General features: G+C 39.4%; 27 protein-coding genes. 10 read left to right on the plus strand and 17 right to left on the minus strand.

The window, feature by feature from the left end; translation table 11 throughout:
* Window positions 1-167: 167 nt before the first annotated feature.
* Together LBYS_RS00890 and LBYS_RS00895 are read left to right on the plus strand one after the other, a co-directional pair.
* Window positions 168-1,451, plus strand: a complete 1,284-nt coding sequence (locus LBYS_RS00890; protein WP_013407031.1) for a hypothetical protein — start codon at window positions 168-170, stop codon at window positions 1,449-1,451.
* A 119-nt stretch (window positions 1,452-1,570) separates the two neighbouring features.
* Complete coding sequence (locus LBYS_RS00895; RefSeq protein ID WP_148225732.1) at window positions 1,571-2,833, plus strand: hypothetical protein; 1,263 nt, start codon at window positions 1,571-1,573, stop codon at window positions 2,831-2,833.
* 6 nt (window positions 2,834-2,839) lie between these two features.
* Here LBYS_RS00895 and LBYS_RS00900 read toward each other — a convergent pair whose 3' ends face one another.
* The 6 genes from LBYS_RS00900 to LBYS_RS00925 form a co-directional block, all read right to left on the minus strand.
* A complete protein-coding gene (locus tag LBYS_RS00900; RefSeq protein WP_013407033.1) occupies window positions 2,840-3,721 on the minus strand; it encodes an ORF6N domain-containing protein in 882 nt (293 codons plus the stop codon).
* Window positions 3,721-5,805 carry a type IA DNA topoisomerase gene (locus LBYS_RS00905; RefSeq protein WP_013407034.1) on the minus strand — a complete coding sequence of 695 codons (2,085 nt, stop codon included), beginning with the start codon at window positions 5,803-5,805 and terminating at the stop codon, window positions 3,721-3,723. Before LBYS_RS00905 ends, LBYS_RS00900 begins: the two co-directional genes overlap by 1 nt.
* 19 nt (window positions 5,806-5,824) lie before the next feature.
* Window positions 5,825-7,288: a DUF3945 domain-containing protein gene (locus tag LBYS_RS00910; RefSeq protein WP_013407035.1), complete on the minus strand. Its 1,464-nt coding sequence runs from the start codon at window positions 7,286-7,288 to the stop codon at window positions 5,825-5,827.
* A gap of 84 nt (window positions 7,289-7,372) precedes the next feature.
* Window positions 7,373-7,681 (minus strand): helix-turn-helix domain-containing protein, encoded by a 309-nt coding sequence (locus LBYS_RS00915; RefSeq protein ID WP_013407036.1) that lies wholly within the window; start codon window positions 7,679-7,681, stop codon window positions 7,373-7,375.
* A 27-nt stretch (window positions 7,682-7,708) separates the two neighbouring features.
* A complete protein-coding gene (locus LBYS_RS00920; RefSeq protein ID WP_013407037.1) occupies window positions 7,709-8,062 on the minus strand; it encodes a helix-turn-helix domain-containing protein in 354 nt (117 codons plus the stop codon).
* Window positions 8,063-8,324: 262 nt separating this feature from the next.
* Complete coding sequence (locus LBYS_RS00925; RefSeq protein ID WP_013407038.1) at window positions 8,325-9,170, minus strand: RteC domain-containing protein; 846 nt, start codon at window positions 9,168-9,170, stop codon at window positions 8,325-8,327.
* Between the two features lie 226 nt (window positions 9,171-9,396).
* Between LBYS_RS00925 and LBYS_RS00930 the strand changes: the two genes are divergently transcribed.
* The 7 genes from LBYS_RS00930 (at window position 9,397) to LBYS_RS00960 (ending at window position 15,797) form a co-directional block, all read left to right on the plus strand.
* The gene (locus LBYS_RS00930) at window positions 9,397-10,329 is read left to right on the plus strand and encodes a helix-turn-helix domain-containing protein (RefSeq protein WP_013407039.1); all 933 of its coding nucleotides are present in this window, start codon (window positions 9,397-9,399) and stop codon (window positions 10,327-10,329) included.
* Window positions 10,330-10,425: 96 nt separating this feature from the next.
* Entirely contained in the window at window positions 10,426-11,166 is a 741-nt protein-coding gene (locus tag LBYS_RS00935; RefSeq protein WP_013407040.1) for an SDR family oxidoreductase, read from the plus strand.
* Between the two features lie 34 nt (window positions 11,167-11,200).
* The gene (locus LBYS_RS00940) at window positions 11,201-11,674 is read left to right on the plus strand and encodes a DUF1097 domain-containing protein (protein ID WP_013407041.1); all 474 of its coding nucleotides are present in this window, start codon (window positions 11,201-11,203) and stop codon (window positions 11,672-11,674) included.
* A gap of 33 nt (window positions 11,675-11,707) precedes the next feature.
* Window positions 11,708-12,460: an SDR family oxidoreductase gene (locus LBYS_RS00945; protein WP_013407042.1), complete on the plus strand. Its 753-nt coding sequence runs from the start codon at window positions 11,708-11,710 to the stop codon at window positions 12,458-12,460.
* Window positions 12,461-12,795: 335 nt separating this feature from the next.
* Window positions 12,796-13,770, plus strand: coding sequence for an NADP-dependent oxidoreductase (locus LBYS_RS00950; protein ID WP_013407043.1), 975 nt, complete (start codon window positions 12,796-12,798; stop codon window positions 13,768-13,770).
* A gap of 123 nt (window positions 13,771-13,893) precedes the next feature.
* Window positions 13,894-14,703, plus strand: coding sequence for a helix-turn-helix domain-containing protein (locus tag LBYS_RS00955; protein WP_013407044.1), 810 nt, complete (start codon window positions 13,894-13,896; stop codon window positions 14,701-14,703).
* Window positions 14,704-14,924: 221 nt separating this feature from the next.
* On the plus strand, window positions 14,925-15,797 hold the full coding sequence (locus LBYS_RS00960; RefSeq protein WP_229310438.1) for an SDR family oxidoreductase: 873 nt from the start codon (window positions 14,925-14,927) through the stop codon (window positions 15,795-15,797).
* 60 nt (window positions 15,798-15,857) lie between these two features.
* On the opposite strand, the gene LBYS_RS00965 is transcribed toward LBYS_RS00960, so the two are convergent.
* Window positions 15,858-16,778, minus strand: coding sequence for a helix-turn-helix domain-containing protein (locus LBYS_RS00965; RefSeq protein WP_013407046.1), 921 nt, complete (start codon window positions 16,776-16,778; stop codon window positions 15,858-15,860).
* Between the two features lie 98 nt (window positions 16,779-16,876).
* Window positions 16,877-17,863 (minus strand): aldo/keto reductase, encoded by a 987-nt coding sequence (locus LBYS_RS00970; RefSeq protein WP_013407047.1) that lies wholly within the window; start codon window positions 17,861-17,863, stop codon window positions 16,877-16,879.
* A 150-nt stretch (window positions 17,864-18,013) separates the two neighbouring features.
* Here LBYS_RS00970 and LBYS_RS00975 point away from each other — a divergent pair, with 150 nt between their 5' ends.
* Window positions 18,014-18,400 carry a helix-turn-helix domain-containing protein gene (locus LBYS_RS00975; protein WP_083794604.1) on the plus strand — a complete coding sequence of 129 codons (387 nt, stop codon included), beginning with the start codon at window positions 18,014-18,016 and terminating at the stop codon, window positions 18,398-18,400.
* A gap of 97 nt (window positions 18,401-18,497) precedes the next feature.
* Here LBYS_RS00975 and LBYS_RS00980 read toward each other — a convergent pair whose 3' ends face one another.
* The 9 genes from LBYS_RS00980 to LBYS_RS01020 all read right to left on the minus strand — a co-directional run bounded on the left by LBYS_RS00980 (window position 18,498) and on the right by LBYS_RS01020 (window position 26,272).
* On the minus strand, window positions 18,498-19,220 hold the full coding sequence (locus LBYS_RS00980) for a putative quinol monooxygenase (protein ID WP_013407049.1): 723 nt from the start codon (window positions 19,218-19,220) through the stop codon (window positions 18,498-18,500).
* Window positions 19,221-19,279: 59 nt separating this feature from the next.
* A complete protein-coding gene (locus LBYS_RS00985) occupies window positions 19,280-20,128 on the minus strand; it encodes an oxidoreductase (RefSeq protein WP_013407050.1) in 849 nt (282 codons plus the stop codon).
* 112 nt (window positions 20,129-20,240) lie between these two features.
* Window positions 20,241-21,260, minus strand: coding sequence for an aldo/keto reductase (locus LBYS_RS00990; RefSeq protein WP_013407051.1), 1,020 nt, complete (start codon window positions 21,258-21,260; stop codon window positions 20,241-20,243).
* A gap of 70 nt (window positions 21,261-21,330) precedes the next feature.
* On the minus strand, window positions 21,331-21,753 hold the full coding sequence (locus LBYS_RS00995; RefSeq protein WP_013407052.1) for a hypothetical protein: 423 nt from the start codon (window positions 21,751-21,753) through the stop codon (window positions 21,331-21,333).
* Window positions 21,750-22,100 (minus strand): hypothetical protein, encoded by a 351-nt coding sequence (locus LBYS_RS01000; protein WP_041823977.1) that lies wholly within the window; start codon window positions 22,098-22,100, stop codon window positions 21,750-21,752. The genes LBYS_RS00995 and LBYS_RS01000 overlap by 4 nt, the downstream gene beginning before the upstream one ends.
* 251 nt (window positions 22,101-22,351) lie before the next feature.
* Window positions 22,352-23,116: an SDR family NAD(P)-dependent oxidoreductase gene (locus LBYS_RS01005; RefSeq protein WP_013407054.1), complete on the minus strand. Its 765-nt coding sequence runs from the start codon at window positions 23,114-23,116 to the stop codon at window positions 22,352-22,354.
* Between the two features lie 63 nt (window positions 23,117-23,179).
* A complete protein-coding gene (locus LBYS_RS01010) occupies window positions 23,180-24,229 on the minus strand; it encodes an aldo/keto reductase (RefSeq protein WP_013407055.1) in 1,050 nt (349 codons plus the stop codon).
* Window positions 24,230-24,281: 52 nt separating this feature from the next.
* Window positions 24,282-25,430, minus strand: a complete 1,149-nt coding sequence (locus LBYS_RS01015) for an NADH-dependent flavin oxidoreductase (RefSeq protein ID WP_013407056.1) — start codon at window positions 25,428-25,430, stop codon at window positions 24,282-24,284.
* 290 nt (window positions 25,431-25,720) lie between these two features.
* Entirely contained in the window at window positions 25,721-26,272 is a 552-nt protein-coding gene (locus LBYS_RS01020) for a flavin reductase family protein (RefSeq protein ID WP_013407058.1), read from the minus strand.
* Window positions 26,273-26,288: the final 16 nt, after the last annotated feature.

Raw genomic sequence — 26,288 nt, forward strand, 5'->3', positions numbered from 1 at the left:
AAATTTAGAGAAGGTGGCAAAAGCATTTACGGAAGTGGAATGGATTGGCGTTAAGTGGCGGTGTTTGGCACGAGTACCTCAAATAGAGGAAGATTTAATTTGTATTTTTGAACTGAGAATCTGTGTATATATCAGAGCAATGCTTAAAACCGAACAACATAACGATCATGTTTGAAATTAGTCATAGAACAGAAGTAGTAAAATGTCCGAACCCTTCGTGTACAAGAAATATCCAATTGTCAATTGGTAAAGTACCGGGCGGTGTTAACGATAGTGGAGGGTGGATATTGCAGTGTGATAATTGCAGTACAAAGTTTCCTTATAAGGTAAAGAATCCGGACGATTATTCTTCTGTGAAATCAGGAGCAACGATTTTAGATTCATGGGACAATGATGTTCCGGAGTCAAAAATGATGGCGTTAAAAAAACATGACTTAGATAGTTTCCCTGAAGATTTTAGTTTCGACAACTTACTATTTGTTCAAACGGGAGAACCTGAAAAACCTACTTTTAGCGATATTGAAGAAAATATCTTTTTCTGTCCAGGATGCAAAACACACCTTGAACCAATCTTGTATGCTCAACTTTCTGATAAGCTACCCTCGATAAACAAGTCTATAAATTCATACTTAAACTATTACCTCAAAGGAAGAGCTGGAAACCCGGACAGTATCATTGTTGTAGTAGATTATAAATGCGCTTGCGGATTTAACACGAAAGGAGTTCTATATAAGGACTTTAAAGAAAGGGAATTGCCTATAGAGGAAGAGCATGAACTAATATTGATAGATGTGATAGGTGCAGATTTGGAGTTCACAATAGATGGCGTTTACGATAGGGATGATTGCCTGTCAATTCTTCAGAAGCTATTAATAAGATGGCAGGTTTACTACAATAAAGTTTTCTTAGCAGTTCCATTTATTGGTTTTGACTTTAAGAATAGCGAAGCACAACGTGTTGAGCTTTGGAATTGGATACTAAAAAACACAATTCCGCATAAAACAACTTTGCTAACGAGAAAAGCGACCCTTACATCTTTCCTTGAAGGTTCGGCTAATACTGGTATGGACATTAATGTTCTTAAAGATTACGGACTTTTAAATCCAACTGTAGATGAACTAACTGATAAGAAGGCTTTGTTCAAACGTGATTTTCATGCAAAATTCTATGCGGGTTTTGATAGAAAAACCGCTGAGGTATTAGTAGGTTCCTTTAATATCCACGAGGGAACCTATGTTGAGAACATTCACTTTAAGTCGTATGATTTTGGTGACTTTTTCAAAAAGTATATTCTCAAAATGAATATTATTTTCGATCCGAGAATTATAGACGAGGAAGGTGAATTTCTATTGATTAACGAACATGAGGATGGAAAAGAATTTATTGCGAAAGTCGAAAAATATACAACTTCGAGGCGTGAAAAGATTTATGAATTGATTACTCCAAAGTGAATTCAGAAGACAATAAGAACAACTAACAAATAAATTGAGAAAATATGTACGGAATAAACCATAAAATAAATGATCCCGGACTTTATCTACTTAGTGATATTGTCGAGGAACAGTTGAATGTGTATGTAAAGGCATTGGCTGATACTCCGGCTGAGGATAAAGAAAGAATTGTTCAACTGGAACATGCCATTTCGATATACCAGGGCGAACTGGACAAATTCAAACAGGAAATTGAGGATCAGAAAAAGGAACGGTTTCAATTCTCTGTTGAAGAGATTTATGCCATGTATGGTCAATACGAACGGAAATTTATCAGTATTGAGTTTCACAAATACAGTGAATCAGCGCAGAAATACGGTCGTAATATTTCGGGCATTATATTGTATGGAAAGGCAGAACGTGAAGCGTTGGAGCAAGTCATTCAATCAGGAAATGTACCCCGAACAAATGGCCTTGTAAAATTTGAGTCCACAGATGAGTATTTATCAAAAGAACAGCAAGAACAACTAAAAAATGAGGGATTCGTTAGCGGTGATATTTATGAAGTTTTAGCCACGAATCTTCCTGCCCCAAAAGCCTTTGGACAAGTCGGCAAGAAAGAAATACCAAACACAATTGAAATAAAAATGGATCCTACAGGATTTGATGTTAACCGATCAAATCATTGGCTGTTGGGACAAAAGATTAAAAGTGGTTATCCCCTAACTGATGATGAATGGGCTAAGTTTTGTGGTTTATCATTTTATTTGGAACCTGAATCTGTAAACTTCGACGTTATACAGAATAAAGGGTTTTCGGAAGACGGAAAGAAAACCTCTTTGTCACGTTTTTTTGAATTGGAAGCTAAATTATACGCCAAAGATATTTCTGCGGAAGAAATGCAGGAGTTCAATGAATTTTTGAAGGAGCGTAAAGCAGTGCGAATTGAAGCTATCGTTAAAGAAATCAAGCGTTCTACCAATAAGACTTTAGACAAGTTCAAAGAAGAATACCCGGAAATTTACAAGGCTCTTGAAATTTCCAGGATTGAGTTTGACAATGAAACTTTGGCTTATCATAACGTTGTTAAGCCTATCTATTGGGATTACGAAGGGTTCCTTCATATCTATCTGCGTCATTGTGATGAATTAGCCATAGAAGGCCACTTTGAGAATAAAACGAAGTTTCAGTATTCTTATAAGGACATAAGGCGTATTCTAAAAATCGCAATTGAGAACCTCTTACCACAAATAAACGACAGGCTATCGCAAGGAAAGGATTTCAGAATTTACGGCGACAAATCGCTGTACTTTAACGGCAATCACTATTCCTTGCATGTTTTGGAAAATGGCAGGATTGCAGCTTTTCATCCATTGGAAAATCCCCAAGACGAGGCTAAGTAAACTAATTTATAAACCGTTCAAAAATTGTAACATCTTAGCGACCTCAATATCCATTCTTGAAAAAGCAAACCACTTTTTGCCCAAATCTTTGAGTGATGCCCCGATATGGTACAGCTCGGTTCCGTCAATGATAAGAAAGCGATCGTGTGCCTGGGCGAATGTGTGTATATCGACAGATGGGTATTGGCTATTGTAGCGTTGCAGATCAAGTTGTAATTGGTTACTGATGTTTTTGGTATAAATCGTGGCAGTCACCGACTGCCCACGTTTCCCAAGCAATGTGAGTACCGTATCGTCAACGTAATTGTCAATGAGTATAATTGAACGTCCGGCATTTCTTATGATGTCGGCAACGAACGTATAAGCATCAAAAATCTGCCCATCGTAAAAAACACCTTTTTCGCTGTGAATTTTGTCGCTTTCCAGTGCCTTAAATATTTCTTCAAATTTCTGGTCGGCTTCCAGTTGTTTAAGCTCTATTTTGTCCAGACGGCTAAACAGCGAGGCATTGCTGATAAGGATTCTTCGCATCTCTACAAAGGCTTCCATAATTTCAACGCTAACCTTAATGGCAATTTCAGACCGGAGAACGGCTGAAGCCATTGCGACCCCCGATTCTGAAAAAACCATTGGCAAATAACGTCTTCCACCGTGGTTTAAACTTGAGGTGCCAAATTGGAACCTCAAGTTTTCGACTTCCTCTTCGGTCAATTGAAAACAGAATGATTCGGGAAACCTTTCAATATTTCTTTTTACAGCACGGTTAAGGTTCTTTGTTTCCACCTGATATAAAGAGGCCAGGTCACTATCCAGCATCACCTGTTTGCCACGTATGCTGTATATAAGTTTCCTGATTTCCTCGTGGCTAATGATAGATTTATTATCCATTATTTTTTGTGGCTTTTATTTTTCTCAAATTCAAACGAGCTTTCTGCTTTTTCATTCAGTACGATATAGGCATCGAACTTTTTACCGGCCTTGCTTTTCATCCCTTTAATGAGTGCGGTTATCCGCTTGGTGATGAGGCTTTCTATATCGGCTATACTGAGTTGCACCTCACAAACATTGCGGAACTGTACCCAATTGCAAGCCTCATCAGGGCATTTTACAATCTTATCCCTGATAATTAATTGATGGCTTTTACATTTCGGGCAAGTGAGCTTGGGAAGGTTAGTTTGGGCAATGGAAGTTTGTAGCAGTTCCTGGGTAATGGTAGTGGCATAAGTTTCAATGTCCATCTGAAAAGTCCCTGCATTGCTTTCACCTGTTTCAATCTTTTGCAAAGCAAGTTCCCATTCGGCGGTCATTGCAACATCTGCGATTTTCTTATCTTTTACCAGCTTATATACCTGCAATCCTTTTTCCGTAGGAACCAAAGATTTCTTTTCTCTTTGGATATAGTTACGGGTAAACAAGGTTTCAATTATTGCAGCTCTTGTAGCAGGAGTGCCTATACCAATGTTTTGTAATGCCTTTCGTTCATCTTCATTCTCGATTTCCTTTCCGGCGGTTTCCATAGCCGATAAAAGACCGGCTTCAGTATAGAGTACAGGCGGCTTTGTCTTTTTTTCCAGAACAGAGGCTTCCTTTATTTTGAGTTCATCGCCTTTTTTAAGTTCGGGGAGATCCTGCACGGGTTCTATATCATCATCGGAGAAGCTGCCTTTAATAGAACGCCAGCCTGGTTCCAATATCTTAACCCCTTTCGCAGTAAAATCGTAATGAAGTGCCAGTAAACTTACATCCGTTACTTCTTTAATGCAGGCTTGTGATAGGGCTTCCAGTAACCTAAAGGCAATCATGTCATAAACTGAATTTTCCTTTGCGGATAATGCGGATGGTATTTTATCCGTAATGAGCAAGCCATGATGGTCGGTAACCCGCAGGTCATTGACAATACGTTTATTGAACCGTCCCCATTTCATTTTGGTTACGGCTTGCTTGCAGCTTTCCCTATCTTGTAAGGCTCTCACAAGATTGGGGATCTCTGCCCACATATCTTCGGGTATGTACTTGCTTCCGGTTCGGGGATACGTGATAAACTTTTTCTCATACAGGCTTTGAGCAATATTCAGGGTTTCTTCGGCTGAAAGGTTCAGCTTCTTGTTCGCTTCTTTTTGCAATCCTGTGAGGTCAAACAGTGAAGGGGGTTGCTCCGTAGTGCTTTTACTTTCCACTGATGTAACGGTAACGCTTGTAGCTCTTTCAATAGATTTCAACGTATCTTCTGCCAGCTTCTGATCGTCCCATTTGTTTTTAGAAAGGCTGTTAAAATCAATAAACTCTTTGTTATGGAGCAATTGTATCTGCCAATACTTCTTTACTTTGTAGTCTTTATTTTCCAGATAACGCCTGCATATCAAAGCCAGCGTAGGTGTTTGCACTCTTCCGAGTGAATATATCCCGTTACCGGCGGCTATGCTTAGTGCCTGGGTAGCGTTGATGCCCACAATCCAGTCAGCACGGCTTCTTCCTTGCGCCGCCTGATACAACCCGTTAAACTCATTTCCGGATTTAAGATTATCAAGGCCCTGCTTGATTGCTTTTTCTGTAAGTGAGCTGATCCAAAGCCGTTCAAAAGGTTTCTTGCATTTCAGGTATTCATAAATGTAGCGGAATATCAATTCGCCCTCACGCCCCGCATCTGTAGCCACGATAATGCTATCTGAACGGTTAAATACCTGTTCAATTACTTTCAGTTGCTTTAGCGCCCCCGGATCTGCGGTGTAGCCCTTGTCCTTTTTTACTTTACGAACAGTAAGCAAAAAGGGATTTGGAAGTATCGGTAAAGATGCTTTATCAAATCCCGTAATACCATAATCTTCAGGCATGCCTAATCCAACCAGATGCCCGAATGCCCAGGTAACAAAATAGCCATTGCCTGTCAGGTAACCATCCTTTTTTTCGGAAGCACCCAACAAGCTGGCTATTTCCCTTGCTACGCTTGGCTTTTCTGCAATCACTACTTTCATATCATTCTGTTTTTAGTGATTACCTTTTTACGCCTTTTGACTTAGCAGGGGCTTTTGGTTTTTCCTGTTGTTCCTGCTGCTTTTTACTGTCGGGATTTTTCTGTCCAGATTTCAAAGGCTCTTTAATATTTTTTGTCGCTTCGTTGGTTTTACCTTCCGAATTAACCGCAGTTTGCGTTTTGTGGGCTTCGGTAGGTTTTACCTGCTCTTTTAGCTTATTCGGGTTTTGGAAAGAGAAATCCGTTTTGCCCGTTTCCTTATTGAGCGTGATATAACCGTTGTATTCCTTTCCTTTCTTGTCAACCAACCCGGTTAAATAAACAGTCTGACCATCTTTGAACTTATTGTATTGCTCATTATCCAAATCTTTGCCCCTGAATGTTCTCGGTGCTTCCTGCGATTGGCTTTGCTGATTACTCTGGCCGTTGCTTTGAGCTTGTTGATTGGTGTTGCTTCTGTCGAAAAGAAACTCGACGTAACGCTTATCGGCATTGAACTGTACAGTGGCGTTGAACTCGGCACCTTTTTTAGAAATCATGCCTTCGATGTAAAGGGGTTTGCCTTCCGCTAAAGTTTGTTTTTGTGCATCATCAAGTTTCACACCCTTAATTTCATCAGGGACTTTAATTCTATCCGTTCGCAATGCTACCAATTCATTAGTAAGCCTGTCCACACTAATAATAGATGGGATTGTTTCACCCGTTTTAGGGTTGGTCAGATTAACCACACGCCCCATATTTCCGGTTTGAAGCAGGTTATTTTTATCTTCTTCGTTGAACTTGTGTCCAAAAAACTCAAAGTTCAGGTTCGGCTCTCTTCGGATACCATGAATGGCAACCACTACCTGCCCGTCCTCATTGGCTTGCAGGGATAGCCGGGCATCCATGCGGGTAACAGCAGTACCAAGATTAAGGCTTACGGGTACAAGCTCATTGGTTTTATAGCCTTTCAATAAAGGATCAAGGAGGTTCATTTTTTCAAGTTTCTCTTTGTTTAATCCGAGATTGTTCATTGTTTCCCAATCAATCTGTTCCGGCTTATAGCGGTATTCGCCAGTTTCCGGTGTTGCTTGTGTTGTTTCCATATTATTTTGATTTACTTGTTTTTGATCCTGCTGTGGTTCGGCTTTGACTTCGTGCTTTTTCATCAGTTGCTCTCCTTCAGGAGTTGGATTGTTTACCTGCTTCTGCATTTCGTTTGCAGTGTCAATAGCCAGTGGTGCAGGCACTTTGAAAAAGGAAAAATTTGTGGGGTTCTTTAGCTGGCTGAAAAAATTGGAAAAGAAATTGGAGAAGAAATCACCACCCTTATCCACACGCATAAACTGGTTCTGGTTTTTCCTCGTAGGATCAACCGTTTCCATTTTCCCGTTTTCGTCGATACTTTTTACTGCCTGAATTTTCTTTTTGTCTTTATCAAGCACCAATAATATTTCTGATAATTGATCGGGAGTTTCCTGTTTATCTAAAGTTTGTTCACTCATAATCTGAAGATTTTATAATTCAAAGCCGAATGTAAAAGAAGCATTCATCATTTTGCCTTAGTTGGCGTTCAAAGGCAGCATTTGTCACTTGTTGGCGTTCGTTTTGGGAAGGGGCGCAGTAAAACTCTCTCTTATGAACTGGTGAACATCAGATAGTTTATAGTACAGCTTGCCGCTGATAGTATAGTAAGGTAGCTTGCCGATAGAACGATACCGTTGTAAGGATCGGTTACTTATTTTCAGCATTTGAAGCAAATCCTGGTTGTCCAATAATTCTTCACCATCAATGCTGTTACGCTTCTTTTGCAAATCATCTATATGGTCGCCAAGAATATCAAGGCGGTCCATAATGCGCTCCATCCACGCTATAAATTCCATTCGATCAATGTTCATACAGATATACTTTTACGGAGTTCATACTTAATTTTTATCGGACTTTAGCCTTCTGCCTTTTTCTATATAGCTTTTGCCTTTTTCCATCAGCTCTTTCACGTACTCATCACTGGTCTGTACCGCATTAGCATTTAGCATATCCTTAATGGCTCCAATGGTGTAGAAATATTGTCCATAGATTTTTGAATAGGCCAGGTCGCCATTATTCCGCATCCGCCATAATGTCTTTTCACTGATATGCAGATATTGGCATACCTCGTGGTTATTGAGCCATAAGCTATCGTAGCTGGTATCCTCCAACTTCAGGACATACTCATTGATAGACTTTATCCGCTCGTTGAGTTGTTTCCATGCTTCTTCTTCAATAGTTATGATATTCATTGTACAGCTATTAAATGTTTACCATACAAAATTGGAGTGTTTAACGGGGTCTGTCTTCCGATACGTGTCTATCAAAAAGGCACTTTTTTTATTCTTTATCGGCAGCATAGAATGTTGTGTAATAGTAGTTTTTTGCTCTTTTCGGTAATAAACTGCTGTCTAATCAAAGAGAGTGTCTATATACATATATAGGCTAAGAGCAAAAAAAAGGAACAGCACGACAATGCTGTTCCTTTATATGAAATACCAAAGGGGGAGATTATCAACTGTCTTCCTTGTCCATATAGTCGTCCAGACTTGATTTCAACTGATCTATAAATAACGTCCGTGAACCGGAGCGGGTTTTCATGCGATGGAAGCTGTTATGAATATCGTTGAGTGAAACACGAAATAATATCTGAAATACCATGCTTATTTTCCGAATGCCTATTTTACCGTGCGAAATGGCTCCCGACGCATGAAGTGCATAAATCAATTCAATAAGGGCATTCTTTGAATGTGTCCAGAAAATATCTTTTGTTTCATCATTCTGTAATAGAATGTCGGGCTGTTGTTCAGGATTTATCTTTGTAGTAAGATAAGTATAAATTAGTTCGTTGCCGATTATTTTTGAGACCTTATAATCAAAGTACGTGGAAAATTTCGGGTCTATTTCAAATACAAAGCTGTTTAAGCCGTCGTGATAATTGATGTTTCCCAACATAAAATACTGTTCGTCCCGGTCGGTTCTGCCGGAACGGTAATACCTGTAAAAATCCGAGTTACAGACATGCTCCATATACTCCTGTTTCAATATCCGTAAGTGCATGGCAAAATAGCTTTGGTACATATTTCCGTTATTTGCGGGACAGGCCGTCTCTATTCGGAAGACTTTGTTGTAATAAATCAGTTTCCCGAGAATATTGGGTTTTATCTGTTTAAAGAAAAGCATTTCTTCTTCTCTATTTGAAAAGCCCTCTCTAATAACATCCTCTTTGACAGTACGTAGTAACTCCTGGAGATATACCGTCATTTTAAAAGCCTCATCAATAAAGCTGGATGTTTCAGCAGACAATTTTCTTTCCTCCTTCTGGATGTCAGAAACGATTTTGTTTAGTGGGTGCCTCATAATTAAACTTTGTTTTCATTGGATGAGTACAAAGTTTATCCTTATCCATGACTTTGCTTCCCAAGTTGAACCCAACTTGGGAAAGATTTTCTCACTTTTCAGGTTTTTCTCACTTTTGGGTACCTTGTAATTTTTTCTTACGATATGCTTGAATAATGAACAATCATTCAACGAAAAACATATCAACCAACGATTAAATTCGTAAATTTAAACCCAAATCTAAGTAATGGCAAATGGTAACATAAATGCTCGAACGTTGCATGAGCTGTATCAGCAGCTTGGCCTTTCTACCGATTCCCTGCAAAAAGAATCGGGCTTTACCATACATTACCTCGAAGACACCTTTAAAAATTTGCCATTCCGTTCGGAACCATTTCGCCCGAACTATTTCAGCTTCCTTTTTATCAAAAGTGCCTTTGGACATTACACAATCGACGACCAGCGGTTTGAAGTGACCTCAAACACAGTTTACTTTACCAATCCAGGGAACTATAGGATATTTGAATGGGAACAATTGGAACATACCTGCCTGATCACCTTTGGAGAAGGTTTTTTGAAAGAATATGTACACGATGATGTATATCGTGATTTTTCATTTTTGCTGTCTGAAGTTGTTTCACCCCGTGTTTTGACACAGCATCAATTTGATCAGGTGGAAGAGTTATGCACCCAGATTCATAAAGAGTATAAAGGCGACGCACTTTACAAGAATAAAATTATCGGCGCGCTTGTTATTGCTTTGCTATTAAAGATCAAAGAATATTTCTTTCAGGATTACAATCCTATTTATGAAGGGAACCGAAGCTCTCAAATTGTAAAAAATTTCAAACTGAATCTCGAACGTCACTTCCGGGATTTGATCAGCGGAAAAATAAACACTCAATTAAGGGTTCAGGATTATGCGGATTTGCAGTCGCTACACGTTAACTATCTGTCGAGCGTTATCAGCAATAAAACGGGAAAACCCATTAGCTCCTGGATAGCCGATAAAACCATCACTGAGGCTAAGGTAATGCTCCAAGACGAGGCGCTTAGCATTAAAGAAGTTGCCTTTCGTTTAGGTTTCCTGGAAACACCCCACTTCAGCAATTACTTCAAAAAACACACATCCATCAGCCCCGCTGACTATAGGAAACAGTATTTCAATAGCCTTTCTTAGATATTTACAACACCCTCTATGATCTTTGTACGTTAGCAGGGACATGAATGTACCAACTTTGTCTTATCAAATTAACAATGATAAAAACAAAGTATTATGAGTACATTAAACAACAAAGTGATCCTTGTGACCGGAGCGTCAAGAGGTATCGGTGCTGAAGTAGCACAAAGGCTGGCTACCGCCGGCGCAAAAGTAATCGTAAACTATGCTGGTGGAAAAGATGCCGTCGATCAAGTAGTTTCTTCTATTAAGGAGCAAGGAGGCGATGCTATTGCCTTACAAGCCGATGTAAGCAATGCCGATGCGGTAAAGCAGCTATTCGACAACGCCATCAATCATTACGGAAGAATTGATGTATTGGTCAACAATGCGGGTATTATGATCACCAAACTGATCAAAGACACTACTGACGAAGACTTTTCACGTCAGTTCGACATCAATGTAAAAGGTGTCTTCAATACGCTTCGTGAAGCGTCAACACGTTTGGCAGATAACGGTTCAATTATCAATTTTTCAACTTCGGTAAACCGCCTAATGTTACCTACTTATGGCACATACGTAGCTACCAAGTCAGCCGTAGAGCAACTAACACGTGTATTTGCAAAAGAGGTAGGAAGCAGGGGCATCAATGTCAATTCTGTTTCTCCCGGTCCTACCAATACCGAATTGTTTACGAATGGCAAATCACAGGAAGTCATCGACCGATTAGCTTCTTTCTCCGCTTTTAATCGTATCGGCGAACCACAGGATATTGCTAAGGTCATTGTTTTTCTGGCCAGCGATGAAGCCAAGTGGGTTTCCGCACAGAACATAGGCGTAAATGGTGCTATGGCCTAAAAACACTAATAAATAAAATTTAAAAAAATATATCATGAAAACTTTACCGATTGCAATAGCTTTTGGCCTGTTTGGGGCAATTGCAGTAACCGTATCCTTCTCTCAACAGTGGCCTACATGGGTAATGTTTGTAGCTTGGGTTAGCTTCTACCTCTTTGGCAAGACGTGGCAAAGTTCGCTTTGGGTGTTTCTGCAAATCGTATTGGGTATGTGTATGGCTGTATTGATACAGCTAACCGCTGGATTGTTAGGACAATTGATTGGAGCGTTCGGCTTTGCTGCCTCCGTGTTTCTTTATATTGGATCACTGGCTTATATCGCAAGAACAAGAAAATTAAACAATATACCTGCTTGGTTCCTAGGGCTTATCATCCTTTTCGGAGTTCATCCTCCATTGGAGCCGTTGCCAATATTGCAAATCCTTATTCCAATTATTGCAGGATTTGTATTTGCATGGCTAAACAACCTGGTTGTTGAAAAGATCCATGCTCGCCAATCACAGCAATAATAAATCCACTAAAAAGTTTAAAATTCAAAAACAATGAACTCGTTAAAAAACAAAGTAGCCATTATTACCGGCTCAGGAAGAGGCTTGGGAAAAGCCATCGCAGAACGTTATGCCGCTTTAGGTGCAGACGTTGTACTAAACTACTCTAGGGATAAAGCTTCGGCAGATGAAGTAGAAAGCAATATCAAAGCTATGGGAGCTAAGGTAATTTCAGTACAGGCCGATGTAAGCAAGGTAGACGATATCAAGCGTCTGTTTGAAGAAGCTAAGAAAGCATTCGGCAAAATAGATATCGTTGTTGCAAATGCAGGTATTGAAATGGTTGAAACACCCGTTACCGAATTTACGGAAGAGCAATTTGACAGGTTATTTTCCATCAATACCAAAGGCGCTTATTTTACAATGCAGCAAGCTGCACTGAATGTGGAAGATAATGGCCGGATCATTTATGTAGCTTCAAGTACCACTGTTTTTCCGGTACCGGGCATGGCTGTCTATGGGGGTAGCAAAACAACTCCCAGATATCTGGTCAATGTACTATCCCAAGAGATCGCGCACCGTGGCGTTACGGTCAATACTATTGTTCCTTTTGCTGTGGATCATTCGGGAATTTTTGCCGAAGAAGGAAGTTATCCGGAATTGAGAAAATCTTTGATTGATAGCTGTCCGATGGGAAGATTGGCAGAAGTGGAAGATGTGGCCAACATTGCTGAATTCTTCGCCAGTGATCTGTCTTCTTTTGTAAACGGACAACATTTAGTTGTAAATGGCGGTGCCAATCAATAATTACTACCAGTGACTATATTCATGAAAATATTACCGATCCTGCTCCTGTGCTCGTTACAAGCATGTGGACAGATCGGTAATTATCAATATAAAACAATTGTTATGGACACTTCCATAGTGACACGTGGGGTGATTTTAAAACGTATCTTAAATTTCACCTCGATGCCGCAGGCAAGTTTGACAAATTGGAAATTGGTCAGACAAGTTATTAATATTTAAATATTTGCTGCTATGTAAAAAAATGAATGGTATTTTGAACAAAGTAAAGTTGGCATTCTGAACAAACTAACCCATATTTATCTATGGTAAATTTGCTTTCAATAATATGATATATAATGAAAGCAATAGTTTTAAAAGAATTTGGATCGGCTGAAAACTTACAGATAGCTGAAATACCAACTCCAGAGATAGCAGGGAATGAAGTATTAATACAAGTAAAAGCATTTGGTATTAATCCTCTGGATGCACATGTGAGAGCAATACCAGACTGGTGGAAACTGGTTAGCGGTTCAGCGGTTACAGAACCTTATGTAATTCTGGGTTGGGATGTATCGGGTGTGGTAACAAAAGTTGGAAAAGCCGTAACTAGGTTTAAGGAAGGAGATGCTGTATATGGTCTGATAAGATTTTTAGGTGCTGGTAATGGCTATGCTGAGTATGTGTCAGCTCCTGAAACCGATCTGTCTTTAAAGCCCGATAATATCAGCTTCGAGGAAGCTGCGGCAGCAACAATGGCTGTGCAAACAGCCTGGGTGTCACTTGTTCATTATGGTAAAATTAAAAAAGGCGACAAAGTAGTTATTACGGGAGCTTCAGGTGGTGTTGGCCATTATGCCGTACAGATTGCAAAAAATTTTGGAGCCTATGTGGTGGCCGTTTCATCTGGAGAAAACAAGGACTGGGTGCTTAGTTTGGGAGCAGATGAATATATAGACTATAAAACTCAAAATTTTGAAGAAATCATCAAAGATGCGGACCTGGTACATGATGCTGTCTGGAGCGAGGATGAAACCCACCTTGCCCGATCACTGAATGCCCTTAAACCTGGGGGAACCTTACTTAGCTTAATGGTTTTTCCTAGTGTTGACTTTATTAAGGCTGCAAAAGAGCAGAAAAACATTACCGTAGTTCGTGCCAATTTATCGGATACTCCAGATAAGCAGGCAGACATTGAAGCAATTAATGCTTTACTTTCCGCAGGAAAAATAAAATCGCATGTATCCCAGGTTTTTCCTATGGAAGACACTTACAAGGCACACCTTCAGATTGAAACCCATAGCACAGTAGGAAAATTAGTTGTTGTTCCATAAAATGAAATTCAAGCAACAGAACAATTATCAGCAGATGGTAACTAACCTGCTGATTTATTTGAGAGTGGAATAGTCATTATTAAAGAGCATGTTAGAATTAATGTAAAAAATTTAAGAGCTACTATGGCAGTACAAACTAAAAACGACTTCAACGAAATTGTATGTTCCGTTACCGAAGAAAAATATTATAAAGATGATCTTTTTTTTGATTATCATTCTTTTGTAAGGGTTTTGTCAGGCGAAATGAAAGTAATCCAAGCTGATAAAACCTATGTATTTGGTTCCGGAAGCACTTTCCTTTACCCAAGAAATCAACTCTGCACTGTAATCAAATATCCGCTTGATGGAAGGCCATACAGATCAATTGTTATGACATTAAAGCCACAGCGTTTGGAAGATTTTTACAAGAAGCAGAATGTCAAATCGGGCGAATCGTCATCTCCCAAAATAAAGGAGTTTTACCCCAATCCTTTGCTGGATAGTCTTTTCGACTCTTTATTACCATATTTTCGTTTAAACAATCAATTACCTGAGAATTTAACTACATTGAAGATTGAGGAAGCCATTAGTGTACTTCGGGCAATTGACAAAGATGTGGATGGAATACTGGCAGATTTTTCCCAACCAGGTAAAATCAATTTATTTGATTTTATGCAAAAAAACTATATGTTCAATCTTTCGCTCGAAAAATTCAGCTATCTGACAGGGCGAAGTCTCTCAGCTTTTAACAGGGATTTCAGATCTACTTTCCATAGTTCTCCTCAAAAGTGGCTCACGCAAAAGCGATTGGAATTAGCACAACAAAGAATAAGAGAGGAAAAAATAAAACCTGTTGATGTGTATGTGGAAGTAGGTTTTGAGAATTTATCCCACTTTTCCTATGCCTTTAAAAAACAATTTGGCTATGCTCCAAGTGAAATTCCCTCATTGTAATTCAAAACACATACTTTGATTTAAATAGTTGAACAATACTTTATTCATTAAAATATATAGCTCAGACAATAAATATAAAGATCATAGAACAGCTAAAGGTACCTAATGGTCCAATCGTCGTAATTTTACAAGATACTTTTCATCACGAATGGTATTTGGATTAATATGTATTTCATCGAAGAACCGACCATTCTGAACCCTGGCATAACCAAAAGTATTTAATGATGAAAAAAATAGCAATTATAGGAGCAACAGGCATGCTAGGTGAGCCTGTAACAAAAGCATTTATCAATGAAGGATTTGATGTTTCTCTGCTTGTCCGCAATGTTAATAAGGCCAAACAGATATTCCCTTCAAACGTGCGTTTAGTGCAAGGGGATTTAAGGGACATTGAATCGATAGGGCAGTTTTTAAGCGAACAGGAAGGTCTTTATTTGAACCTTTCAGTAAAACAAAACAGTGGTAAATCCGATTTTCAACCAGAAAGAGAAGGACTTGATCATGTTCTCCAGATTGCAAAAAACAATACAACGGTTACAAGGATAGGATATTTGTCTTCTCTGATTCATCTCTACCAGGGGCAAAATGGTTTTGATTGGTGGGCATTTGACCTAAAACAAGAAGCTGTTTCTAAAATTAAAAACAGCGGACTTCCATATTCTATTTTTTATCCATCCACCTTCATGGAAAATTATGACAAAGGCAGTTACAGGCAGGGGAAAAATATTGTACTTGCCGGAACATCCAAATACAAGATGTATTTGATTTCAGGCAATGATTATGCTAGGCAGGTAGTGAAGACCTTTCAACGTGACAATGGTAATAATGAATATGTGATACAAGGAAAAGAAGGGTTCACTGCCGATGAAGCAGCAAAGGTTTTCGTAGAAAACTATACAAAGGAGAAATTAAAAATAATGAAAGCTCCAATGGCATTAATGTCGTTTATGGGCTTGTTTTCAAATAAGTTTAATTACGGGGCAAAAATTGTGGATGCGCTTAATAATTATCCTGAAAAATTTGAAGCCGAAAAAACCTGGTTGGATCTGGGTGAGCCACAAACGAAATTCATAGATTATATTCAAAACGTTTGATTGGCAATCATGCAGCATGCTACTCCATATAACGTGCAAATGACCCAGTAGACAAGAGGATTAATTAAACGAAGCCCTGTACTCCAGTGGAGAAAGAGTGGTTTTACTTTTGAACAACCTATTCAGTGACTGCGGCCTTTCAAATCCCAATTGGTAGGCAATTTCAGCAACCGATAAACGGGTGGTAGATAAAAGAGTTTTAGCCATTTCAATCACTTTATTTTGTATATGATGTTGCGCACTCTGTCCGGTGGATACACGTAACATTTCTCCTAAATAATTTGCCGATAGATGCAGCCTGTTCGCAAAATATTGAACTGAAGGCAATCCCTTGACCAAAGCGTCTTCCTTGGAAAAATATTCATCCAGTAGTTGCTCGAAACGAGTTGAAAGATCATCGCTTTGCAGTTTTCGGGTAATGAACTGACGATTGTAATAGCGATTGCCATATACCAACAGTAAATCAATATAGCTAACGATAGCCTCCTGGCTAAAGCCATCAATGTTTGTATGATATTCACGTTCAATTCCCGCCATGATTTCACGCATATGCGTCTTTTCATTTTCTGACAAGAAAAGCGCCTCTGTTACACTATAATCAAAGAAGCTGTATTTCTTAATCTTATTCGATAAAGCAAACGATTGGATAAAGTCCGGGTGAAAGGTCAGCATATAGCCGTCAGTTACATTTTCCGATTGCTCAGCAACACTTATTACCTGACCGGGTTTGAAGAAGGACATGACACCTTCATTGAAATCATACGTTTTCGGACCGTATCTCAATACGCAATCGGGTCCTTGCTTTATGGAAATACAATATAGGTTTAGGATGACCGATGTGCCGGGCATAGGGTTATTATATTTGACTTTTGAAAAATCAATAATGCTTACCATCGGATGCTCAGGCTTCTCCAGTTGCAGCAATTCATGATAAGCCTTAACGGAATTGACAGTCTGGAATATTTGTTCCTGCTTTTTCATTATTTCAAATTTACAGTTTTTTCTAGGATGAGTTTAAAAATCAGCTTCCTATTCGCTCTTGTAGAGAAACAGGAAGCTGCATAGCATTGTGGCGACGTCTAAAAGGATTGGTGAATATTCCTGTCTCCGGTTTCTGCTCCGACAGGAATAATAGCATCTATCCTGTTCATATCATCATCTGTAAGTGAAATCTCCGCGGCAGCGATATTCTGTTCCACATATTTTACCTTCTTAGTGCCCGGTATGGGCGTAATACCTTTGGCAATGATCCAGGCAATGGCAAGCTGTGTGGAGTTCACACCTTTTTCTGTAGCAAGCTTGTTGATTTCATTGACCAGCTCTATATTCTTGTAAAACTGCTCGCCCTGAAAACGTGGGATGGAACGTCTGAAATCATCGGCATCAAAGTCATCGGGGCTTTTGATCTGTCCGGTCAGGAAGCCACGCCCCAACGGAGAATAAGCTACCAATCCAATCCCCAATTCCTTTGTTGTGTCATATACACCATCCTCTTCGGCTGCACGCTCAAACAGCGAGTATTCATTCTGTACAGCGGTAATCGGAAAAGCTTCATACGCTTTCTTTATTTGTTCAGCAGTTACTTCAGAAATACCAATGTATTTAACTTTTCCTTCCTTCACCAATTCCCCCATTGTACCGACGGTTTCTTCAATAGGCACTTCAGGATCGGGACGGTGCAAATAATACAGGTCTATATGGTCAGTTCCTAAATTTTTCAGGGAACGCTCCACTGCTTTTTTTACGTATTCCGGCTTACCGTTAATGCGCCATGTAAGCTGTTCATTATCATCAATCTCAAAACCAAATTTGGTGGCGATAATGTATTTATCCCGGTTCCCTTTGATAGCCTTGCCGACCAGTCTTTCGTTTAGCAAAGGGCCATAAAGGTCAGCGGTATCCAAAAAATTGCCACCCAGTTCTAATGAGCGGTGGATGGTGGCGATTGATTCCTTTTCATTTGCCCTGCCGTAGGTGTTTACATTAATTGAGGGACTCATACCCATACAGCCTAATCCCACTAATGGAATTTCAAGCCCCTGTTTTCCTAAGTTTTTTGTTCTCATTGCTTCATTTTTAAAGAGTTAATAAGCTTGTTGATCGATAATGCAAAATTATCAGATCGCATAAGCCGAAATGTTGCTGAATTACCCGGGTTTGTATCCACATTCCGGAATCTTCATAAAAATATTGATGCCGGACTGATAAAAATTAAGATGCTCGAACTATTATATGACCTTGCCGGAACAGATAAGAACCTCTTGCAGCAATTGCTACAAATGAAACAGCCGGTACGCACAGAGATTCCTGAAGTAATGGAGAAAAATTATACCAGTCCTGTATCTTTAACCGAGCTTGCTTATCTCTCAGGAAGGAGTTTAGCTAGTTTCAAGCGCGACTTTCAGGCTATTTACAATATGGCACCTTCTCAGTGGATTCGCAACAAGAGATTAGATAAGGCAAAGGAAGTACTGGAAAATACTTCCATGGCCGTTTCTGATATCTGCTATACGCTGGGTTTTGAAAATCCAGCTCATTTTTCAAGAATATTCAAAGAACATTTTGGCTATCCGCCCTCTAATTTACGCCAACAGCAAGCATAAGAAAAATTGTACAAAAAAACCGCAGAGTGTAATTTCTGCGGTTTTTTTATTACTGAGTTTAATCTTTAAAATCTGTTGAAAACACTATTGTCGATTTCTATTTTATTTCGGTTATGAAATTCAGGTATTCTTCAATCGGTTGTTCAAGAGCGGATTTGAACATCTCAAACAATTCTTTAGTATAGGGTTGGGCAAAGTGGAAATCAATTGCCGCCTGACTTCTCCATCTCTCGTACAATACAAACTTAGTATTGTCACCAGGTACGGTATGAAAGAAAAATTCGATATTTCCCTGCTCAGGTCTGCTGTTTACAATTGATTTTTGAAACTGGTTAATAAAGGTTTCCTGCATGCCATCTTTTACTTTGAAAATCACAACAAGATCAACTGGTGTATCACTCGAAAGAGGGTTCTTGATTTCATTTTTTGGCAAAGGAGATACATCATGGAGGTAGAGAATCTGCATTGGTTTTGTTAAGGCCACTTTATTTAATTCCAGTACATCTTTTGCATATTTCTTTGTAAAATGTTCATCCAAAGATTTTTGGTTATCCCATCTTTCAAATAAATAAAAGGTGTTGGGTTTGTCCTTATGTTCGAATAATTCCATCGATATGTTCCCCTTCTCATTCAGGGCACCATTTTTATCTGCGATAAGTGCTTTTCTTAACGCTTCTTTCTGTTCCACCTTAACGTTAAAAGTGACCAACATGGTTATTCTTTCTTCGCTCACATTTTGAGCAGATGCAATATTAAAATTTGTCATAAACGTAATAATTATGATGGGAATAATTTTATTCCACAAATTGCTTTTTTTCATTTTTTAAATTGTTAGATTGTTAAAAATAAGTGCCTAACCTATATTTAACCATTGATATGTTAGGCAACAACATCATCATGGTCTGTGCCGGTGATCACTTCATGCCAAGCCTCAATATCAGCATTAAACTTATCCATCTTTTCTTTGAAAAGTTGCAGTGTATCTTTTCCCAAAGGCAAGTGTACAGGAGGTTTTTCAGCATCAGCTATTTTGAGAATGGCTTGTGCCAGTTTCTCTGCACTACCTGGCTGTTTTTGATTTACCTGAGTAGCATAGCTTCGCATATCACCAACAGTTTCCGCGTAATCTTCAATGCTATTAGCAGATCTTGTAAGCGATGATTGATCAAGGAAATCCGTACGGAAAAAACCAGGTTCTACCGCTGTAGCATAAATACCAAGTGGAGCCAGTTCTTTTGATAAGGCTTCGGTTATGCCTTCCACCGCAAACTTAGTGGAACCATAAAGTCCCCATCCTATGATTCCCGTCAGCCCACCTACAGAAGAGAGATTAATAATATGCCCTTTACGCTCTTTACGCATAAATGGCAATACACCGCGAGTAACATTCAGCAAGCCGAATACATTTGCTTCATAATTGGCTTTGACTTCTGTATTGCTTGCTTCTTCTACGGCGCTCAATAATCCAAATCCGGCGTTATTGACCAATACATCGATCCTTCCAAATTTCTCCGTGGAAAGATTCGCTACTTCTTTCGCTTGCGGTTCATTTGTAACGTCCAAAACAGTCACAAATAGATTTTCATTATTCAATTGAGCTTGCAGTTTTTCCGGATTACTGCGTACTGTTGCTACTACTTTATCACCTGCATCAAGAGCAGCTTTGACGATTTCCAACCCGAATCCACGGGAAGCACCGGTAACTAACCATACTTTTTGCTTTTTCATTTTATAATATTTTTAAATTAAATTACACTACAAAGGTTGTTCGATTTTTACATTCCTACATTTCTAAACAGCTCAAGCATTTTAACTTTATAGCTCATCGTGATTAGTATTGCTAAATTCTATATGCACGTTGACTCTGGACCATCCAACCGGGGTATTGAAGCGGCAACGGGCTGATAGCGTCTATTTTCTTTAGATCTTCTGCCGATAGATTGATAGTCACCGATTGGATATTGTCCTTCAATTGATTTATTGATTTAGCACCAATGATTGTACTGGTAATTCCTGGCTGTTGCCTTACCCATGCTAAAGCAACCTGTGCCACCGTAGCATCGTATTGCTGACCGATTTCTTTCATAACATCTACCAGGTCGTATGCTTTTTCTTTATTAACAGGGGGGAAATCGAAATTGGCCCGACGTGAGCCTTCGCTCGATTGATTTCTTGTGAATTTTCCTGAGAGAAAACCTCCGGCAAGAGGGCTCCATGGGAAAATTGCCAGATTATGATCCTGGGCCAATGGTACCAGTTCATGTTCAATGTCACGGGTAACAGCTGCATAGTGATATTGAAGTCCGATAAATTTATGCCAACCATTATAATGGGCGATAGCCTGAGCTTTTGCCACCATCCATGCAGGCCAGTTGCAGATTGCTATATAACGTACTTTACCTGTTTCTACAACGTCATTCAAGCTACGGACAATATCTTCAAGATCTGTTTTGAAATCCACCCCATGCACATACAGAATATCTATGTGATCCAGTTGCAGGCGCTTCAGACTGGCATCAACTGAGTTGAAGATATGATAGCGCGAGAGTCCCCTGCCATTGGGACTATCATCCATAATGCCCATTACTTTTGTGGCTATAACCATCTGATCTCGTGGTACAGCAAGGTCTTTAAGGGATTGTCCCAGTAATAGCTCTGACTGTCCAAAGGAATACACATTGGCTGTATCAATGAAATTAATACCGGCTTCAATAACCGATTTCATCAATTCATTGACTTCGTTTTGTTGCAACTTTCCAATATTCTCCCACATACCGGCATTTTGACCGCCGAATGTCATTGTTCCAAAACACAGTTCTGACACCAGTAGACCTGTGTTACCTACATAATTGTATTTCATCTGTTTGATTTTATAATTCTTTTAGTATTAATGAACAAGCCAAAGGTTTATGACCTTTGGCCAATTCGTTTCAATAATCCGCTTGGCCAACATCCAACCGTTCTATCTTGTCCTTATCATTAATATGAAAGCGAAAATAGGTTTTGAAATCCCCCCATTTGTCACTATGAAATTTTCCATAAACATTTAACCCATTATTCTCGACCTTGTCAATAGAGGTAAACCTCTCATGCCCGATATCAAAGAATGTTTTAAAGTCCATTTTATTCCCGTCATCGTAAAGTTCCGCTTCAATGGTGAACATGGAAAACCAGGTTTGTCTGTCAGCGGCCTGCAAAGCATCGATCGCTTTTTTTACAATAGTGTTTTTTAAAATTGTAGTATCCATTTTTTCTTTTTTTTGGTTATTTAGGCTTGGTATCATTTTCGTTTGTCCAGTGGCAAACAGGAATGTGGTGAGTGATAAAATGCCGGTAATCATTATACGTTTCATAATAGCAGAGACTTAAAAGGATATTTTAAATAGATGAGCAAGACGTTCAATAGCAATAAAGGTATTTCAATCATTGCCTTTAGGTATTGATGTATGGATACCTGAAGGATGGCAATAAAAAGGATCATTGTGGCCATTACGCTATTGCCGAGACTATATGTTTGAGGAAAAATAATAAGCAGTGAAGACATTATAGTGAGCATGCCATAGACTTGCACATGGGCTGTATCGTAATTAAATTTATTGAACAATGCCACCATTTCAGGTTGGGCATTCAGCATTGACCATCCTTGCCTGATTCCTATAGCAACTACGAATAACATTGAAATGATTATAAAAATCTTCATAGTGTGGTTGCATATAAAATTTGCTGCTATCAGTGGAAACGATGTCCTTTTCATTGCTCTTGACCTTATAATTTAACTATACAAAGGTGAGAAGTATTGAAAGGTTATTATTGCGCATATCATAGGTTGTCTTGCAAAAATCTAACTATGGTATTAAATGGTGATACGCCTGTCAGATTTCGGCGATTCATGAAGCATGTTCGCCACTGGAACTCAACTCATTTGATTTCACTCTTAATAACTTTACTCTGTTAAAGTGTCCAACCTCCGTCGATAAGGAAATCGCTTCCGGTAACAAAAGAACTTTCATCCGAAACCAGATATCTTACTAGATAAGCTATGTCTTCTGGTTGGCCTAAACGGCCCAGCACAGCATCACGGGCTGCTTGCTCATTCATTTGAGGTGCGTTTACTGAGATAATATTTGTCTCTACAAATCCAGGCAATACTGCGTTAACCCTGATTTTATATTGCCCCAATTCACTTGCAGCTGTTTTGGTAATACCTCTGATAGCCCATTTGGTGGAATTGTATATAATACAGCCTGCCAAACCCCTGATGCCACATATAGAAGAAGTGTTGACGATGGAACCACCCGTTTTTTTCATTGCTTCCGCAGCGTATTGAATACCCCAAAATGTTCCCTTTTGGTTCACACTAATCTGCCTTTCGAGCGTTTCTTCTGTTACCTCTTCGATTGATCCGGGCAGATAAATGCCAGCATTATTAACCAGTCCATCTATTCTTCCAAATAGCTTGATTGTTTGCTCAAGCACGTTTTTCCAATCAGAAGGTTTAGTTACATCGTGATGGAAGTAGACCGCCTTTTTGCCAAATGGTTTTATCGCTTCCTGTCCTTTACTATCGTCAAGATCGGTGAATACAACATTAGCTCCCGAAAGTGCTAGCAATTCTGCTTCAGCACGGCCTATGCCATTAGCGGCACCTGTTACAATAACAGTTTTACCTTCTACTGTTTTAGCGGTAAATTTTTCCGCAATATTTTCTGTGTTCATTTTTATTTATTTTTTAGGTGAATAAAATCTTCCATATTCCATAGCTTAATAAGCTTCCTGTTTTTACGAACGATCAGACCAAAGGTCAACTTCGCCAAGACGGTCAGCACCTTGTGTAGCTAACATCCATCCGGGATATTCAGCCGGCAGTTCACTTACCGCGTCCAGCTGTTTGATCTCTTCATCTGTTAGCTTTAGTTTAGTTGCTGCGATGTTATCTTGCAGTTGTTCTTCACGTTTTGCACCAACAATCACAGAAGTTACTACTGGTTTTGAAAGCAGCCAGGCCAATGCTACACGTGCCGCACTACAGTTGTATTTTTCGGCAATAGGGAAAATTACATCAAGAATGTTCCATGTACGTTCTTTATCTACAATTGGAAAATCGAATGTAGTACGTCTTGATCCTTCCGGCTTTTGGTTTTCCCTGCTGAATTTTCCCGACAACAACCCTCCGGCTAAGGGACTCCATACTAACAGCCCTAGTTTCTCATTTTCCAGCAGGGGAACAATTTCTCTTTCAAGATCTCTTCCTGCAATGGAGTAATAAGCCTGTAATGATTCAAACCTAACGGTATTCTTTAATGCCGAAGTACCTAATGATTGTGCTAATTTCCAGGCTTGCCAATTGGAGCAGCCGATGTAACGTACTTTACCCTGTGTGACCAAATCATCCAGCGTACGCAATATCTCATCCGTAGGTGTGAGCACATCGTTCGCGTGAATTTGGTAAAGGTCAATATAATCTGTTTGCAGATTTTTAAGGCTTGATTCGATGGCATCCATTATATGCTTGCGCGACGCGCCAACGTCGTTGCGACCTGGCCCTATACGGCTGTAAAATTTTGTAGCCAGCACCACATCTTTTCGAAGGATACCAAGATCTTTAAACGCCTGACCAAGTGTTTTCTCACTTTCGCCGGATGAATATACATCGGCTGTGTCGAAGAAATTGATGCCCGCCTCTAAAGCTGCTTTTATAAGGTTGTTTGCGTCCGCTTGTCCAACATCACCTATATGCGAATAGACACCAGAACCTGAACCCATCGTCATTGTTCCCAGACAAAGTTGGGAAACCAATAATCCCGTATTACCTAATGCTTTGTATTCCATAATTTTTGATTTTATAAATGAATAAATAAGGTTACTTTATGATAAAAATGGTTTATGCGGTTACTTCTTCTGTAGTTTTGATCCATCCCTTGGCATAATGAACAATCGCCATCAGCTTTTCGGGAATTTTCTTATCAGCCGCACGTTCTGTATCCAGAATCATTGTTATTTGATCCTCTTTTCCTTCATTGGCCCATTGTGCCCATTTTGGGTTGACTACTATACTTCTTCCGATGGCTACCAGATCCAGTCCCAGGCTTAAGGCTTGATCGGCTTCGGTGGGTGTGGTTACCTGTCCTGCTGCAATTACGGGTACACGCTTATTAACATAGGAAGTCAATACTTCGGTGATGGTTTTACTGGTATCACTGTCCAATGGTTTTTGTGTCAAAACCTGGAATAATGAGAAATGGAGATAATCTACCTGTTCCTGGATCAATCTATCTACCAAAGCCAAACTATCGGGTAACCTTAAACCTTCTTTAGGCAATTCTTCTGGAGAAATCCGGAAGCCCAATGCAAATGGACGATTAGCATACTTGGCAATAACACGTCTCACCTCACGAACCACCTCAGTAGAAAAACGTAGACGGTTATCAATTGAACCACCCCATTGATCGGTACGCTGGTTGAACATCGGAGATAAAAAGTTTTGATTCAGGAAACCATGGGCACCATGTATTTCAATACCATCAAATCCTGCTGCTATCGCTCTGCGGGCAGTAGCACCGAAAGCTTTGATAATATCCCAGATCTCATTTTCTTTTAAAGCTCTGGGAGTCAAAAGATCAGCAGGAGTAAAAGGGGTTACCTCCGATTTTATGGCACTGGCACTTACAACATCCCGGCTAGGGATCAAGTCTGTGACTGCTTTGTTTCCTGCATGAAAAACTTGCAGTATAGCGGGAGCGCCGCCACTTTTTGCTACATCGGCTAATTTTTTCAGACTAGGGATAAAGCTATCATCATATCCGGCAAATTCATGGGTAAAACCAATCCCTTCCGGGGTTACATGCGTACAGCCGGTGATAACCAATCCTACACCTTTTACACGTGCTTTATACCATTCGACTTCTTCATCCGCAATGGTGAAATCATCGTTTCCTGCCCATGTAGTCATAGGGGCCATTGTAATCCTGTTCTTGATTTGTATTCCTTTTGTCAATTGAAAAGGCTCAAGTAATTTTTTGTACTGTTTCATTTTCTTATTGTTTGATACAAAGGTAGATACCACTTCAGAGGTAACGGATGCGCAGATGAAACCAAAAAATGCAAATTTCAAACACCCCATCAGATACTAAAATCTCTTCTACTATTGTACTTGAAAATAATTTAGATAGCCTACAAGAAAAAAGAAGAGACCGTCTCATAATTGAGAACAGTCTCTTCTTTTATTATTCAATTAATGAATTTAATCGCTATGTATCAAAGCTTGAGAAACGAGACGCCGTAATTGCTAGAACGCCTTTCATTGATGAAATGAAAAACGCTTTAGTCCTGAAAAATTTTCCATTTTGTCATTCTGTCCTGGAGATTGATAGTTTTACCTTCTACTGAGAATATTCCGTTGCCGTGATGATGAAAAGGTTTTATTTTATCTTTGTCAGCGTTTTTCCAGGCAGCTACTGCTTCCAGTACAAAAAGATTATATCGGTCAACGAGTTCGGTATTGACCACCTTGCATTCAATATTAAACAGGCAATCCTCGATCATGGGAGCCTGGACAATACTTGCAGGTGTAACGGTTAAGTTAAATTTCTCAAACTTGTTATCGCTATCACCAGAACAATTACCTATGTCCACAACTTTTTCAATGATATCAATACCAGGAATAGATAACACACATTCCTTGTTTTTCACGAGCGCCTTATAACTGTAGTCCCATGGACCAACAATTGCTCCGATCAAAGGAGGGTCGTGCTGTATCATCATTTGAAATCCCATAGTCATAACATTGGGTACACCCTTGTTTTGCGTACTTACGAGTAAAACAGATCCTGGCTCTATCTGACGGTAGATCTTATCAACGGGGTAGGTTTCCATAACTAATTTATTGAAC

Origin of the sequence: Leadbetterella byssophila DSM 17132 (assembly GCF_000166395.1) — a bacterium.
In the GTDB taxonomy this organism is placed as follows: Bacteria; Bacteroidota; Bacteroidia; order Cytophagales; family Spirosomataceae; genus Leadbetterella; species Leadbetterella byssophila.

Bases quoted from the DNA above. Each gene is read 5' to 3' on its own strand.
- LBYS_RS00980 (WP_013407049.1), bottom strand. From the start codon at position 19,220: ATGAAAAAAAGCAATTTGTGGAATAAAATTATTCCCATCATAATTATT.
- LBYS_RS00975 (WP_083794604.1), top strand. From the start codon at position 18,014: ATGCTCGAACTATTATATGACCTTGCCGGAACAGATAAGAACCTCTTG.
- LBYS_RS00960 (WP_229310438.1), top strand. From the start codon at position 14,925: ATGATGAAAAAAATAGCAATTATAGGAGCAACAGGCATGCTAGGTGAG.
- LBYS_RS00990 (WP_013407051.1), bottom strand. From the start codon at position 21,260: ATGAAATACAATTATGTAGGTAACACAGGTCTACTGGTGTCAGAACTG.
- LBYS_RS00930 (WP_013407039.1), top strand. From the start codon at position 9,397: ATGGCAAATGGTAACATAAATGCTCGAACGTTGCATGAGCTGTATCAG.
- LBYS_RS01010 (WP_013407055.1), bottom strand. From the start codon at position 24,229: ATGGAATACAAAGCATTAGGTAATACGGGATTATTGGTTTCCCAACTT.
- LBYS_RS01015 (WP_013407056.1), bottom strand. From the start codon at position 25,430: ATGAAACAGTACAAAAAATTACTTGAGCCTTTTCAATTGACAAAAGGA.
- LBYS_RS00935 (WP_013407040.1), top strand. From the start codon at position 10,426: ATGAGTACATTAAACAACAAAGTGATCCTTGTGACCGGAGCGTCAAGA.
- LBYS_RS00955 (WP_013407044.1), top strand. From the start codon at position 13,894: ATGGCAGTACAAACTAAAAACGACTTCAACGAAATTGTATGTTCCGTT.
- LBYS_RS00945 (WP_013407042.1), top strand. From the start codon at position 11,708: ATGAACTCGTTAAAAAACAAAGTAGCCATTATTACCGGCTCAGGAAGA.
- LBYS_RS01000 (WP_041823977.1), bottom strand. From the start codon at position 22,100: ATGAAGATTTTTATAATCATTTCAATGTTATTCGTAGTTGCTATAGGA.
- LBYS_RS00970 (WP_013407047.1), bottom strand. From the start codon at position 17,863: ATGAGAACAAAAAACTTAGGAAAACAGGGGCTTGAAATTCCATTAGTG.
- LBYS_RS00985 (WP_013407050.1), bottom strand. From the start codon at position 20,128: ATGAAAAAGCAAAAAGTATGGTTAGTTACCGGTGCTTCCCGTGGATTC.
- LBYS_RS01020 (WP_013407058.1), bottom strand. From the start codon at position 26,272: ATGGAAACCTACCCCGTTGATAAGATCTACCGTCAGATAGAGCCAGGA.
- LBYS_RS01005 (WP_013407054.1), bottom strand. From the start codon at position 23,116: ATGAACACAGAAAATATTGCGGAAAAATTTACCGCTAAAACAGTAGAA.
- LBYS_RS00890 (WP_013407031.1), top strand. From the start codon at position 168: ATGTTTGAAATTAGTCATAGAACAGAAGTAGTAAAATGTCCGAACCCT.
- LBYS_RS00940 (WP_013407041.1), top strand. From the start codon at position 11,201: ATGAAAACTTTACCGATTGCAATAGCTTTTGGCCTGTTTGGGGCAATT.
- LBYS_RS00925 (WP_013407038.1), bottom strand. From the start codon at position 9,170: ATGAGGCACCCACTAAACAAAATCGTTTCTGACATCCAGAAGGAGGAA.
- LBYS_RS00995 (WP_013407052.1), bottom strand. From the start codon at position 21,753: ATGAAACGTATAATGATTACCGGCATTTTATCACTCACCACATTCCTG.
- LBYS_RS00910 (WP_013407035.1), bottom strand. From the start codon at position 7,288: ATGAGTGAACAAACTTTAGATAAACAGGAAACTCCCGATCAATTATCA.
- LBYS_RS00905 (WP_013407034.1), bottom strand. From the start codon at position 5,805: ATGAAAGTAGTGATTGCAGAAAAGCCAAGCGTAGCAAGGGAAATAGCC.
- LBYS_RS00965 (WP_013407046.1), bottom strand. From the start codon at position 16,778: ATGAAAAAGCAGGAACAAATATTCCAGACTGTCAATTCCGTTAAGGCT.
- LBYS_RS00915 (WP_013407036.1), bottom strand. From the start codon at position 7,681: ATGAACATTGATCGAATGGAATTTATAGCGTGGATGGAGCGCATTATG.
- LBYS_RS00920 (WP_013407037.1), bottom strand. From the start codon at position 8,062: ATGAATATCATAACTATTGAAGAAGAAGCATGGAAACAACTCAACGAG.
- LBYS_RS00950 (WP_013407043.1), top strand. From the start codon at position 12,796: ATGAAAGCAATAGTTTTAAAAGAATTTGGATCGGCTGAAAACTTACAG.
- LBYS_RS00900 (WP_013407033.1), bottom strand. From the start codon at position 3,721: ATGGATAATAAATCTATCATTAGCCACGAGGAAATCAGGAAACTTATA.